The organism is Streptomyces sp. NPDC093984 (assembly GCF_044764595.1).
In the GTDB taxonomy this organism is placed as follows: Bacteria; Actinomycetota; Actinomycetes; order Streptomycetales; family Streptomycetaceae; genus Streptomyces; species Streptomyces cynarae.
In genome coordinates this window covers 1128261-1141257 of record NZ_JBIWIM010000001.1, presented here as the reverse complement: position 1 = coordinate 1141257, position 12997 = coordinate 1128261, and the positions used below count along the sequence as shown (strand labels likewise).

The following is a 12997-nucleotide window of genomic DNA, read 5'->3' as shown; positions in this document are numbered from 1 at the left end:
CGTTCATTATGTTTCTGGTTCCGGATGCGGTCAGAACCACCGCCTACCGCGATGTGTGACCCATGCATGCGTGAACCAGTCATCTCGGCCTGCGATGTCACGCTTTCTGGACGCTTTCCCGAAGTGAAGAAAGCGCAGCAGGCACACACCGGCATCCCCACCGGCGGATCGTGCCGCCTTCCGGCCGTTCCGTCCTGCGCCAAGAACGGCACACACATGACGACCCATCGTATTTGCGACTGGACTCCAGCGGCCGTCGTCTTCGATTGCGACGGCACACTGGTGGACTCCGAACGGCACTGGCAGCAAGCGCGGGACACGGTCCTGCGCGGCCACGGCGTCGTACCCGACGCGGAGTTCACGCACCGCAGCAAGGGCCTGCACTACACCGAGTGCGGCGCCCTCATGGCCCGCCTGGCTGGCAGACCCGACAGAGCCGAGGAGATGACCCGGCAACTCCTGGCGGCGTTCCGCACTCTCGTCGCCGGGGATCCCGTGCCGATGCCCGGGGCGCGGGCCCTGGTGACGGCCCTGAGCCGGGCGGTACCGCTGGCCGTTGCCAGCAACTGCCCTGCAGACGTGGTGGAGTTCTGCCTGGAGTCCGTGGGACTGCGGCACCACTTCCGGCACATCGTCGTGCCGGGCGCGGGAGTACGCCCCAAACCCCACCCCGACACCTATGTCGAGGCCGCGCGGCACCTGGGCGTGGAGTGCGGCAGAGCCCTGGCCGTCGAGGACTCGGTCAACGGGCTGAAGGCCGCCGGCGCGGCGGGCCTGCGGGCCGTCGGAGTGGGGCCAAGGCCCGGCGGGGAGGCCGTGGCCCTGGCCGACCTGTGGGTGGACACGCTGGCGGACCCTGGGCTGCTGGCCTGGGCGCTCAGTCGGCCCGAGGCCCGGCGGGAGACGGCCGACCCCGCACGGACCGTCGCGCCCCGGCCGAGGATCCCCCGGCAGGGCGGCCCGACCCAGTCCGGCACCAGGGCCGTTCCCTGACGACGCGGGGCCCCGCCGTCCGTGCGGACGGCGGGGCCTGCCGCATGCCACCGCTGGTGGCGGCGCCCCGACAACACACCGGCGCTACCAATAGTGCCGTCGCCCGAAGACCGCGTGCCCGAGAGAGCCGAGCAGCCACAGCACGGCTCCGATGACGACGAGGATGATCCCGATCGTCCAGAGGATGGCGATGTGCGCGACGAACCCGATGATGAGGAGAATGATCCCCAGGATGACCATGACGCCTCCCGACGCTGGCTGCCGTCGGGACGTGACCCTTGAGTTACGCCCGATAAATCCTAATTCCGGAGTTCCCGGCCCTCTGGGTGCCAAACACGGCGGGGGCGTACCTCGTGGCGGTGACGAACTGTTCTGCACCGGTGACGGTACGGGACCGGCACCGGGTGCCACTCTGATGCCTGCCGGATGCGCCGGCCCGGGTCTCGACTACGATGTGCCGTTCATCCCCGTGGTGTTGGCGGCCGTGGGGATCCCCCCGCGGTCCGTCGACCGCGAGGGGAAGGGGAGCAGCAGCTCAGAGGGCCGGGCCCGGAAGGCGGCAGCCGAAGATCACTGCTCGCGCAGCGGAATCGACACGTAGGACGGGTCGTTCGCGGGCGAGGAGAAGGTCAGCTGTGCGCCGGACGGGTTGTGCTCGATGTACAGCGGGTCGACCGTGTCGATGACCAGCGCGAGGCGGTGCCCGGCCGGGACGTCGTAGGCCGTGGAGAACAGCTCCAGGTCGACGCCGAACGGCGTGCCGGGCGTTCGCCCGTGCCAGGTGTACGGCGCGTTGCTGACCAGCTTGCCGAGGCCGAGCGGGCCCACGTCGTACAGGTACGCGACGAGGGTTCCGCTCTCCTTTGTGGGCGTGAGCGTGGTGTGCAGCTTCGCCGTGCCGCGCACGTGCTGGGCGCTGCCGTACTTCTCCGACTGCCACACGGCGGCCCAGCGGCGCGGAAGCAGCGGGATCGACGCGACCGGCGGGAGCCGGCCCACCTGGTCGAGGATGCTGGAGAGGAAGACGATCCCGCCGTCGGCGCCGGAGTCGACGTTGGCGTGGATGGTGGTGGAGCCGACGAGCGCGATCTTCCGGCGGGTCGCGGCGATCGACTTCCAGTCCGGGTAGCCCTCGTATCCCCCCGCGCTACGGGACTCCAACTGGACCGGCTGCTCACGGTCGATGCCGTTGTCGACGCCCTTGAGATAGTGGTTCAACCAGCGTTCGGTGTCCCTCCAGACGTCGTTGGGCAGCCCGAACAGGCCGGTCAGTTCGGCGGTCGCGTGGTCGCCGGGGCGCAGTTCGAGCCGCTTGGGCACGGTCAGCTTCTGGTAGAAGTCGGCGTACTGGTTGGCCGGGAAGACCGTGTCGCCCCATGCGCCTGCGAGCATGACGGCCGCGCCGTTCTTGTTCAGCTGGTCGACGTAGGTCGCGGGGGAACGTTTCCGCCCCCAGTCGATCATCTGCTGCTCCTTCGACAGGTTCGAGGAGTACAGGTTGTCGAAGATCTCGCGAAGTTCGGGGCTCTCGCGGCCGGTGAGGGTGGCCGCGCCGTCCAGGACGGCCGCCGCCTGCACATGCTGGGTGCGGCCCGAGTAGATCGAGTCGATGAGATCCGCCCAGCCGCTGAGGGCCGCCACCGCCTTGACGCGCTTGTCGTGCGCGGCGGCCAGCAGGCTGATCCCGGCGCCGTACGACACCCCGGCCATGCCGACGTGCGCCGGGTCGGCCGGAGTGTGCGCGAGGGCCCAGTCGATGACCTTGGAGGCGTCCGCTATGTCCGGCGGACCGGCCACTTCTATCTGTCCGCCGGACTGCCAGAAACCGCGCACGTTGTAGGTGAGCACCACATAGCCGCTGTCCGCGAGCTTCTGGGCCTGCGTCAGGTACTCCACCTGCGGCAGGCCCCAGCTCGTGGGCAGCACGATGAGCGGGTAGCGGCGCGAGCCGTCGGCGCCGGCAGGCGTGACGACGTTGGCCTTCAGTACGGTGCCGCCGTCGCCGGAGATGTCGACGAAGCGGATGCCGGCGGCCTGGGCGGCGGGCGCGAGGCCGACGACGGTGCCGGCGACCAGCGCCGCCGACACGGCTCCTGCGGCGGCGGTGCGCAGAGGGGTGCGACCGTGTCCCATGGGTCACTCCTTCACTCGTGTCAGTGCAAAGTGACCCGACGGTAACCGTGCGCCCTTACCGCAAGTAACCCGTTGGTAAGTTACGTACCAGTAACGTTTGTTGAACGGCTAAGCGGCCGTGTCGGCAGAGGTCTGCTCGGGCAGCGGCGTCCGTGCCGCCCGCGTCACGTCGGCGACCAACTCGACCACATCCGGGCCGTACGCCTGCGAATTGACCACCTTCAGCAGCAGTACGAAGGATCCGGTGCCGTACTTGCGGTGCAGCCGCTCGTGATGACGGGCGAGATAGCGGGTGGCGGCCTGGTTGTCGACGGCCCGCTGACCGCAGAAGAGGAACACCGGGCGGGAGTCTTCCTGCCCGTCCGCGGTGAGCCGGGCGAGCAGGACGTACTCACTCCGGCCGCGCTCCATGCGGTAGTGCTCCCCGCCGATCCTGAACGTGCCCCGCTCCGCCACCGGTTCGGGGTCCGTGTTGACCCACACACCCGGCAGCAGCGAGGAAAGGTGGGCCGCCATCCGGCGGTTGGAGTAGGGGCCGCCGACGCAGAACTCCGTCCGCTCGCCGAAGCCCTGCTGGGTGGCGTCGTGCGCCACGACCTGGGCACGCGCGTGGCAGTCCTTGATCAGGGCGGAGAGTTCGAGCAGGGCGAACACGTCGTAGCGCTTCACCGACAGCTCCGGTCCACCTGCCGCGCGGTTGACCACCAGCAGCGACTCCGAGTGGTCCGGCAGCCCGAAGAACGCCTGCTTGCGGCGCAGCTTGCGCCTCCACAGGTACGTACGGGCGAGCCAGCCGAGCGCGGCACTGACACCGGCGGCTATCACCCCGAGGACGATGTTGCGCACGTCGTCGTTCATGGCCGCGCATGCTAGTCCCCCATTCGGACCACTGGTCGAGGCGGTGCTGACGGGGCCATGGCAATGTGGTTACCCTGCGTGGACGCACGTCACTGGAGGTACGAATGCGTCGCCCTGTCGCGCGGAAACTGGCGGTTTCGGCGGTCTCGGCCGCCCTGGTGTCGGTGGGAGCGGCGGCGCCGCCGCACGCCGCCCCGGCGCCGGAGAAATCGACTCCGGCGAAAGTGCCCGTCGCCGTGGGCTACGGCGGGGCCGTGGCCAGCGTCGACGCCGACGCGTCCGCCGCCGGCATCGAGGTCCTCAAGAAGGGCGGCAACGCGGTCGACGCGGCCGTCGCCACCGCCGCCGCGCTCGGCGTCACCGAGCCGTACTCCGCGGGCATCGGCGGAGGCGGCTACTTCGTCTACTACGACGCCAAGTCCCGTACGGTGCACACCATCGACGGCCGTGAGACGGCACCGCTGACCGCCGACTCGAACCTGTTCGTGGAGAACGGCAAGCCGCTCGCCTTCGCCGACGCCGTCAGCAGCGGCCTGAGCGTCGGCACCCCCGGCACGCCCGCCACCTGGCAGAAGGCGCTGGACGAGTGGGGCACCAAGCGGCTCGGCACGGTGCTGAAGCCGGCCGAGCGGATCGCCCGCGACGGCTTCACCGTCGACGACACCTTCCGCTCCCAGACCGCGTCCAACGAGACCCGCTTCCGGTACTTCCCGGACACCTCCGAGCTGTTCCTGCCGGGCGGCCGGCTCCCCGTCGTCGGCTCCACCTTCAAGAACCCCGACCTCGCCCGCACCTACGAGGAGCTGGGCCGCAAGGGCATGGGCGCGATCTACCACGGCGACATCGGAAACGACATCGTCGCCACGGTCGACAAGCCCCCGGTGGACCCGGCCTCGGGCTGGAACGCCCGTCCGGGCAGGCTGTCCGAGAAGGACCTCGCGGCCTACGGCGCCAAGCTCCAGGCGCCCACGAAGACGTCCTACCGCGGCCTCGACGTCTACTCCATCGCGCCCTCGTCCTCCGGCGGCACGACCGTCGGCGAGGCGCTCAACATCCTGGAGAAGACGGACCTTTCGAAGGCGAGCGAGGTGCAGTACCTGCACCACTTCATCGAGGCCGGCCGTATCGCGTTCGCGGACCGCGGTCGCTGGGTCGGCGACCCCGCCTTCGAGGACGTGCCGACCAAGGACCTGCTGTCGCAGAAGTACGCCGACTCACGCGCGTGCCTCATCAAGGACGACGCGGTGCTCACCAGCCCGCTCGCGCCGGGAGACCCGCGCCACCCGGCGCCCTGCACGACCGGCGGTACGGCGGCCCCGACGACGTACGAGGGCGAGAACACCACGCACCTCACGGTCGCGGACAAGTGGGGCAACGTCGTCTCCTACACCCTCACCATCGAGCAGACCGGCGGCAGCGGCATCACCGTCCCGCACCGCGGCTTCCTGCTCAACAACGAGCTCACGGACTTCTCCTTCACGCCCGCCAACCCGGCCGTACACGACCCGAACCTGCCGGGCCCGGGCAAGCGTCCGCGCTCCTCGATCTCCCCGACCATCGTGCTCGACAAGCAGGGCCGCCCGGTCGTCGCGCTCGGTTCGCCCGGCGGCGCGACCATCATCACGACCGTGCTGCAGACCCTCACCGAGTTCCTGGACCGGCACCTGCCGCTGGTCGACGCGATCGCCGCACCGCGCGCCAGCCAGCGCAACGCGGCGAAGACGGAACTCGAACCCGCCCTCTACAACAGCTCTCTGCGCGCCCAACTGGAGGCCATCGGGCACTCCTTCACGCTGAACCCGGAGATCGGCGCGGCGACAGGCGTGCAGCGCCTGCCCGGGGGCAAGTGGCTGGCCGCCGCCGAGAAGGTGCGACGCGGCGGCGGCTCGGCGATGGTGGTGACCCCGGCGCCCTGACGGCCGCCGGGAGGTTCATGCTCACCAGCGTGCGGTCCCGCCTTCCTGGGCGCGGGCCGCACCGCCGCCCGGATCCCCGTCGGCGGAAGCTCGCGCCGAGGCCCGCGGCCGCGGGTGGAACGCGAGTCGGTCGTCCTCCACGTCGACCTCGACCCGGCTGCCGCGTTCGATCCGGCCGTCCAGGAGCAGACGGGAGAGCCGGTTGTCCAGCTCCCGCTGGATCGTGCGGCGCAGCGGGCGCGCGCCGTACTCCGGTTGGTAGCCGCGCTGCGCCAGCCACTGAACGGCCCGCTCGCTGAACACCACGTCGATGTCCTGGGCGCGCAGCTGGCGCCGCGTCTTGTCCAGCAGCAGGTCGGTGATCTGCCGCAGTTGGTCGGCCGTCAGCTGGCGGAAGACGACGATCTCGTCGATACGGTTGAGGAACTCCGGCCGGAAGTGCTGACGCAGCGGACGCAGGATCTGCTCCCGTCGCGCGTCCTCGTCCGCCTCGGTGCCGCCCGCGCCGAACCCGATGCCCGCGCCGCGGCGGGTGATCGCCTCCGAGCCCAGGTTGCTCGTCATCACGATGACCGTGTTGGCGAAGTCCACGGTCCGGCCCTGGGAGTCGGTCAGCCGCCCGTCGTCGAGGACCTGCAGCAGGATGTTGAAGACGTCCGGATGCGCCTTCTCCACCTCGTCGAGCAGCAGCAGGGAGTACGGGTGCCGCCGTACGACCTCGGTGAGCTGCCCGGCCTCCTCGTGGCCGACGTACCCGGGCGGGGCGCCCACCAGCCGACTGACGGTGTGCCGCTCCTGGTACTCGCTCATGTCGAGCCGGACCATGCGCTCCTCGCTGCCGAACAGCGCCTCCGCGAGCGCACGCGCCAGCTCCGTCTTGCCGACCCCGGTCGGGCCGAGGAACAGGAAGCTGCCGATCGGCCGGTCGGGACTGGACAGCCCGGCCCGCGAGCGCAGCACCGCGTCGGCGACCACGGCGACCGCCTCGTCCTGCCCGATGACCCGCTGGTGCAGATGCTCCTCGAGGCCGAGCAGCCGTTCCTTCTCCTCCTCGGTGAGCCGGCTCACCGGGATACCGGTCTGCCGGGACACCACCTCGGCGATGGCCTCCGTGGTGACCTCCAGGTGCTGCCCCTCGTCGGCCTCGGGCTCGCCGCTCGCCTCCTCGATCCGCTGCTTCAGCTCGACGATGCGGTCGCGCAGCCGCGTGGCCTGCTCGTACTGTTCGTCGGCCACCGCCTGGTCCTTGTCCCGGGTCAGCCGCTCGACCTCCCGCTCCAGGGCCCGTACGTCCGTGCCCTTGGTCTTGGCCCGCAGCCGCACCCGGGCGCCCGCCTGGTCGATCAGGTCGATCGCCTTGTCCGGCAGGTGCCGGTCGGTGAGATAGCGGTCGGACAGCTCCACGGCGGCCACCAGCGCCTCGTCGGTGTAGCGGACCTGGTGGTGGGCCTCGTAGCGGTCGCGGAGCCCGCGCAGGATCTCGATGGCGTCCTGGACGGACGGCTCGGGCACCAGGATCGGCTGGAACCGGCGCGCCAGCGCCGCGTCCTTCTCGATCCGGCGGTACTCCTCCAGCGTGGTGGCGCCCACCACGTGCAGTTCGCCGCGGGCCAGGGCGGGCTTGAGGATGTTGCTCGCGTCCATGGAGCCGCCCTCCGCACCGCCGCCACCGGCGCCGACCACGGTGTGCAGCTCGTCGATGAAGACGATCAGTTCGTCCGAGTGCGCGCGGATCTCGCCGACGATGTTGTTCAGCCGCTCCTCGAAGTCGCCCCGGTAGCGGGTGCCGGCCACCACGCCGGTCAGGTCCAGGGAGATGACCCGGCGGCTGAGCAGGACGTCGGGCACGTCGCCGTCGGCGATGCGCTGCGCGAGCCCCTCGACGATGGCGGTCTTGCCGACGCCCGCGTCACCGATGAGCACCGGGTTGTTCTTGCCGCGGCGGGAGAGCACCTCGATGGTCTGCTCGATCTCCTCCTCCCGCCCGATCACCGGGTCGATACGGCCCTGCCGCGCGAGGTCGGTGAGATCACGACCGTACTTGTCCAGGGTCGGCGTCGACGTGGGGCGCGGCCGTTCGGGGCGCTGCGCCACGTGGTCTCCTGCCTCCGGGGGCAGGGGAGAGGGCGCGAAGCGGTGCGAGTGGAGGATGTGCCCGGCGGCCGAGTCGGGGTTCGCGGCGAGCGCGCTGAGCACGTGCTCGGGGCCGATGTAGCCGGTGCCGCTGGCCCGGGCCAGTTCGTGCGCGTCCAGCAGGGCGCGTTTGACCGCGGGCGTCAGGGAGAGCGAGGTGGGCGGCGGCGCGTCGCCCGAACTCTGCTGGACCGGGCCGGAGCGTTCGTCGATCTCCGAGGCCAGCGAGTCGGGGTCCGCCCCGGCGCGGCTGAGCAGACTCCGGGTCGGTTCGGTGGCGAGCGCGGCGCGCAGCAGGTGCTGGGTGTCCAGGTCGCGACTGCCGTGCTCGGCGGCGTAGCGCGCGGCGCCGGCGACCAGTTGCCGGGCCGGCTCGCTCAGGAGCCGCCCCAGGTCGATCTGCCGGGGACCGGGACGCTGCCCACCGAAGATACGTGCGAAGAACTCTGCGAAGGGGTCCGAGCCGTAGCCCTGCGGACCCGTGAATCCGCTGGTCATGGCCTTCCGTTCCGCTGATGTACATGCCGGTCAGTCGCGGGTGCCCGGGGTTGTCCGAGTTACACCTGCGGTGCGTGCGCGCACCTGCGCTGTGTGCGCTTCCGCCTGCGCTGCGTGCGTGCATGTGCGGTGCGTGCCCTGACGCTTAGAACACCATCGCACGATCGTTGTTCAGGGGCATGTTCAGCAGGACGGACGCCTCGGGCAGGCGAGTGGCCGGCCCTCGAGTGCGGCGCCGGCGCGGCGGGGCGCGCACAGGGTGTGAATGTCCCCGCGGAGCGCACTGCGTCCGCTCTGAAAACCGCCTGTAGCCCGTCCGTAACACGACTGGTGTTCTCTACCGGACCGGAGGACTCCACTCGGGCGGGAGCTGAGCGATGGCGGTGGATCAACTCCCGGGAGGGGTGCGGGATTTCGCGAGCTACCTGAACGGGCTGCTGGCGCGGCTCGACCAGGGCGGCGGCTGGTGCGGAGTCTTCTGGCAGCGCGACCCCGACGGCATGCGGGCCTGCCTGGAGGGCACGGAGGTGCCGCCCTGGGACGTGGTGGAGGCGCTGCTGCAGGACCTCGCCGCCGCGTACGGGCCCGCGCTCGCCGCGCCGGAGGCCGAGCGGGCGCGGGCGCTGCACGGTGCCTCACTCGCCGCGTACGACGCCCGGCCGGGGGCCCGGGAGGCGCTCGGGGACCGGCTCGACGTGATGCTGCGCGAGAAGCGCTTCGCGGCGGAGCGCAGGGCGGAGCTCACGCGCAGGCTGGAGTCGGCCGCCACCCGGGAGGAGGCCGCGTCGCTCCGGCTCGACCTGGCCTGGGCCCGGGACGACCACGACCGCGCCACGGCCCGCTGTGCGGAGCTGCGCCGCCGGATGGAGGCCCTCGATCACCGCGCCCGGCCCGCACAGGGCGCGCGGTCTTCCGGGCCGGGCCGGGCGGGGGACGTGTTCCGCCTGGAAGTGGCCACGGAAGCCCGCGCCCCCGGGGAGACGGCCGCCAGGGGGACAGCGGCGCCGTCGGGCGGCCAGGCGGAGAGCCGGTCGGCGGAGGTGGCCCGGGCGCGCCGCGAGGAGTGGCCGCAGGGCCCGCACGCGCCCTCCGAACGGCCGCGCGGCGGCCGCCCGGACGCGGCGCCCGAACGGCCGCACGGCGGCTCGGAGACCCCGGCCACGGGACCGGCCGACGACGCTTCCGGCTGGCACCGTGCCAGGGCCGCAGACGCCCCCGGACCCGGTTCCGAGCGCCCGGCCGGCCCGTCCGGGGAATCCGTGAGCCGCGAGTCCGGCCCCGCCCCCGCCGCCGTGGAGGCCCCCGCCGAACAGCGCTCCAAGCGCCGCCCGCGCGGCAGTGCCCGTTTCGCCGGGGTGATGGACGTGCAGGAGCCGGCCACGGGTGCCGTTCCGCCCATGGCCGCACCCGCGCCGGGGCGTCGGGGCCTGCGGGGCGCCCGGTTCGCCGGGGCCGCCGGTGCCGAGACACCCGAGGTCCCCCAGCCGCGTACCCCGCCACAGGACGAGGCCGGCCGGCAGCTCACCGCCGACACCGTCGCCGCGCTCGTCCGGCTGCGCGCCGAGGGCCGCAGCGGCGAGGCGCACGCGCTGCTCGTCGAGGCCGCCCACTGGCCCGCCGACCGCTACCCCCTGCTGGCCGCCGAACTGCACCGCGCGGGCCTCGGCGCCGACTGGGCCACCCTGCTGTGGGAGGCCGCCTCGCTGCCCGCCGACCGCCTCGTCGCCGCCGCGGACGCCCTCACCGCGGCCGGCCGCGGCACGGACGGCGAGGAGATGCTGCGGCAGGGCGTCGCACGGCCCGCGAAGGAGATCGGCGAGGCCGTCCTCGGGCTCCACGCCGACGGCCGGCACCGCGAGGTCGGCGCCCTCCTCGACGCGTACGTACGCGTCCGTACGCCTCAGGAGGCCGCCCGCAGTGTCGCCGCCGACCCGCGGCTGCTCGTACCGTTGCTCCTGGAGGCCGCCCGGGGTGTCTCCGCCGAGCGTCACTGGGACCTCGTCCACGCTCTGAGGGTCGCCGGATTCACCGCCTGACCGGCCCGGCTTCCGTGCGATCACTCACCCGCAGGAGTGCGAAACGTGATCGACTCAGCGGGTTGACGACGATGGTCTTGGCAAGGCCGCCGCGGAGGCTTACGTTCGTCCCTCTACGGCCCGGCTCTACGGGCGTAGAGGCTCTCTGACGTCCCTCGCGGACCATCAGGCAAAGGAGCGGCACCATGGCCCACGTCGTACGCGCCGCACTGGTCCAGGCGACCTGGACCGGTGACACCGAATCCATGATCGCCAAGCATGTGGAGCACGCCCGTGAGGCGGCCCGGCAGGGCGCGAAGGTCATCGGCTTCCAGGAAGTCTTCAACGCTCCCTACTTCTGCCAGGTCCAGGAGCCCGAGCACTACCGCTGGGCCGAGCCGGTGCCGGACGGGCCGACGGTGCGCCGTATGCGGGACCTCGCCCGCGAGACCGGCATGGTGATCGTCGTCCCCGTCTTCGAGGTCGAGCAGTCCGGCTTCTACTACAACACCGCCGCGGTGATCGACGCGGACGGCTCGTACCTCGGCAAGTACCGCAAGCACCACATCCCCCAGGTCAAGGGCTTCTGGGAGAAGTACTACTTCAAACCCGGCAACCTCGGCTGGCCCGTCTTCGACACCGCGGTCGGCAGGGTCGGCGTGTACATCTGCTACGACCGCCACTTCCCGGAGGGCTGGCGGCAGCTCGGCCTGAACGGCGCCCAGCTCGTCTACAACCCCTCCGCCACCCACCGCGGCCTGTCCTCCTACCTCTGGCAGCTCGAACAGCCCGCGGCGGCCGTCGCCAACGAGTACTTCGTCGCGGCGATCAACCGCGTGGGCCGCGAGGAGTACGGCGACAACGACTTCTACGGGACGAGCTACTTCGTCGACCCCCGTGGGCAGTTTGTGGGCGAGGTCGCGAGCGACAAGGAGGAGGAGCTCGTCGTACGGGACCTCGACTTCGACCTCATCGAAGAAGTGCGGCAGCAGTGGGCGTTCTACCGCGACCGCCGCCCCGACGCGTACGAAGGACTGGTGAAGCCGTGAGTGACCTGTACGACCGCCACAAGGCCGTCCTGCCCGACTGGCTGGCCCTCTACTACAAGGACCCATTGGAGATCACCCACGGCGAGGGCCGGCACGTCTGGGACGCCGACGGGAAGAAGTACCTGGACTTCTTCGGCGGCATCCTGACCACGATGACCGCGCACGCGCTGCCCGAGGTGACCAAGGCGGTCAGCGAGCAGGCCGGGCGGATCATCCATTCGTCCACGCTCTACCTCAACCGGCCGATGGTCGAACTCGCCGAGCGCATCGCCCATCTGAGCGGCATCCCGGACGCCCGCGTCTTCTTCACCACGTCCGGCACCGAGGCCAACGACACCGCGCTGCTGCTCGCGACGACGTACCGGCGCAGCAACCAGATCCTCGCGATGCGCAACAGCTACCACGGGCGCTCGTTCAGCGCGATCGGCATCACCGGCAACCGCGGCTGGTCCCCGACCTCCCTGTCCCCTCTCCAGACGCTCTACGTCCACGGCGGGGTCCGCACCCGCGGCCCGTTCGCCCACCTGAGTGACGCCGACTTCATCGCGGCCTGCGTCGAGGACCTGAGGGACCTCCTCGGCCACACCCGCCCGCCCGCCGCGCTGATCGCCGAGCCGATCCAGGGCGTCGGCGGCTTCACCTCGCCGCCCGACGGGCTGTACGCGGCCTTCCGGGACGTGCTCCAGGAGCACTGCATCCTGTGGATCGCGGACGAGGTGCAGACCGGCTGGGGCCGCACCGGCGACCACTTCTGGGGCTGGCAGGCGCACGGGCAGAGCGGCCCGCCGGACATCCTCACCTTCGCCAAGGGCATCGGCAACGGCATGTCCATCGGCGGTGTCGTCGCCCGCGCCGAGATCATGAACTGCCTCGACGCCAACAGCATCTCGACCTTCGGCGGCACGCAGATCACGATGGCGGCCGGACTCGCCAACCTGACGTACCTGCTGGAGCACGATCTCCAGGGCAACGCCCGGCGCGTCGGCGGACTGCTCATGGAGCGGCTGCGGGCGGTCGGCGCCCAGCTCCCGGGCGTACGGGAGGTGCGCGGGCGCGGCCTGATGATCGGCGTCGAGCTGGTGCGGCCCGGCACCGACGAGGCCGACCCGGACGCGGCGGCCGCCGTGCTCGAGGCGGCCCGTGACGGCGGACTGCTGATCGGCAAGGGCGGCGGGCACAACACCAGCGTGCTGCGCATCGCCCCGCCGCTCTCGCTCACCGTCGCGGAGGCCGAGGAGGGCGCCGCGATCCTCGAGCAGGCCCTCAGAGATGTCCAGTAACAGGCAGCAAGTGAGCGGGCGAGTGAGCCGAAGGGGCGCGCCGGTGTCGAGAGGGTGTGGGGGCACCCCCTGCTCGAAGAGCTCGGGGGAGCGCGGAGGCCCTAAGGGCTGAGCACGGTCGG

The 12997-nt window shown here is 71.6% G+C and carries 9 protein-coding genes; 5 read left to right on the top strand and 4 right to left on the bottom strand.

Features of this window, described 5'->3' with window-relative positions:
• The first annotated feature begins 216 nt into the window (after positions 1 to 216).
• Positions 217 to 993: an HAD family hydrolase gene (locus ACIRC0_RS05110; protein ID WP_403611366.1), complete on the top strand. Its 777-nt coding sequence runs from the start codon at positions 217 to 219 to the stop codon at positions 991 to 993.
• A gap of 84 nt (positions 994 to 1077) precedes the next feature.
• Here the strand turns inward: ACIRC0_RS05110 and ACIRC0_RS05105 are convergent, their stop codons facing one another.
• The 3 genes from ACIRC0_RS05105 to ACIRC0_RS05095 form a co-directional block, all read right to left on the bottom strand.
• Positions 1078 to 1233, bottom strand: a complete 156-nt coding sequence (locus ACIRC0_RS05105) for a DUF6131 family protein (RefSeq protein WP_200418053.1) — start codon at positions 1231 to 1233, stop codon at positions 1078 to 1080.
• 330 nt (positions 1234 to 1563) lie between these two features.
• Positions 1564 to 3126 (bottom strand): CocE/NonD family hydrolase, encoded by a 1563-nt coding sequence (locus tag ACIRC0_RS05100; RefSeq protein ID WP_403611363.1) that lies wholly within the window; start codon positions 3124 to 3126, stop codon positions 1564 to 1566.
• Positions 3127 to 3234: 108 nt separating this feature from the next.
• Positions 3235 to 3984: a hypothetical protein gene (locus tag ACIRC0_RS05095; RefSeq protein ID WP_403611361.1), complete on the bottom strand. Its 750-nt coding sequence runs from the start codon at positions 3982 to 3984 to the stop codon at positions 3235 to 3237.
• Positions 3985 to 4088: 104 nt separating this feature from the next.
• Between ACIRC0_RS05095 and ggt the strand changes: the two genes are divergently transcribed.
• Complete coding sequence (ggt, locus tag ACIRC0_RS05090) at positions 4089 to 5900, top strand: gamma-glutamyltransferase (RefSeq protein ID WP_403611358.1); 1812 nt, start codon at positions 4089 to 4091, stop codon at positions 5898 to 5900.
• A gap of 21 nt (positions 5901 to 5921) precedes the next feature.
• Here the strand turns inward: ggt and ACIRC0_RS05085 are convergent, their stop codons facing one another.
• Positions 5922 to 8531, bottom strand: a complete 2610-nt coding sequence (locus ACIRC0_RS05085; RefSeq protein ID WP_403611355.1) for an ATP-dependent Clp protease ATP-binding subunit — start codon at positions 8529 to 8531, stop codon at positions 5922 to 5924.
• Between the two features lie 377 nt (positions 8532 to 8908).
• On the opposite strand from ACIRC0_RS05085, the gene ACIRC0_RS05080 reads away from it, so the two are divergent.
• The 3 genes from ACIRC0_RS05080 (at position 8909) to ACIRC0_RS05070 (ending at position 12875) form a co-directional block, all read left to right on the top strand.
• Positions 8909 to 10567 (top strand): hypothetical protein, encoded by a 1659-nt coding sequence (locus tag ACIRC0_RS05080; RefSeq protein ID WP_403611352.1) that lies wholly within the window; start codon positions 8909 to 8911, stop codon positions 10565 to 10567.
• A 185-nt stretch (positions 10568 to 10752) separates the two neighbouring features.
• Complete coding sequence (locus ACIRC0_RS05075) at positions 10753 to 11595, top strand: nitrilase-related carbon-nitrogen hydrolase (protein ID WP_403611349.1); 843 nt, start codon at positions 10753 to 10755, stop codon at positions 11593 to 11595.
• Positions 11592 to 12875 (top strand): aspartate aminotransferase family protein, encoded by a 1284-nt coding sequence (locus ACIRC0_RS05070; RefSeq protein ID WP_403611347.1) that lies wholly within the window; start codon positions 11592 to 11594, stop codon positions 12873 to 12875. The genes ACIRC0_RS05075 and ACIRC0_RS05070 overlap by 4 nt, the downstream gene beginning before the upstream one ends.
• The last annotated feature ends 122 nt before the right edge of the window (positions 12876 to 12997 follow it).

Bases quoted from the DNA above. Each gene is read 5' to 3' on its own strand.
- ACIRC0_RS05110 (WP_403611366.1), top strand. From the start codon at position 217: ATGACGACCCATCGTATTTGCGACTGGACTCCAGCGGCCGTCGTCTTC.
- ACIRC0_RS05105 (WP_200418053.1), bottom strand. From the start codon at position 1,233: ATGGTCATCCTGGGGATCATTCTCCTCATCATCGGGTTCGTCGCGCAC.
- ACIRC0_RS05100 (WP_403611363.1), bottom strand. From the start codon at position 3,126: ATGGGACACGGTCGCACCCCTCTGCGCACCGCCGCCGCAGGAGCCGTG.
- ACIRC0_RS05095 (WP_403611361.1), bottom strand. From the start codon at position 3,984: ATGAACGACGACGTGCGCAACATCGTCCTCGGGGTGATAGCCGCCGGT.
- ggt (WP_403611358.1), top strand. From the start codon at position 4,089: ATGCGTCGCCCTGTCGCGCGGAAACTGGCGGTTTCGGCGGTCTCGGCC.
- ACIRC0_RS05085 (WP_403611355.1), bottom strand. From the start codon at position 8,531: ATGACCAGCGGATTCACGGGTCCGCAGGGCTACGGCTCGGACCCCTTC.
- ACIRC0_RS05080 (WP_403611352.1), top strand. From the start codon at position 8,909: ATGGCGGTGGATCAACTCCCGGGAGGGGTGCGGGATTTCGCGAGCTAC.
- ACIRC0_RS05075 (WP_403611349.1), top strand. From the start codon at position 10,753: ATGGCCCACGTCGTACGCGCCGCACTGGTCCAGGCGACCTGGACCGGT.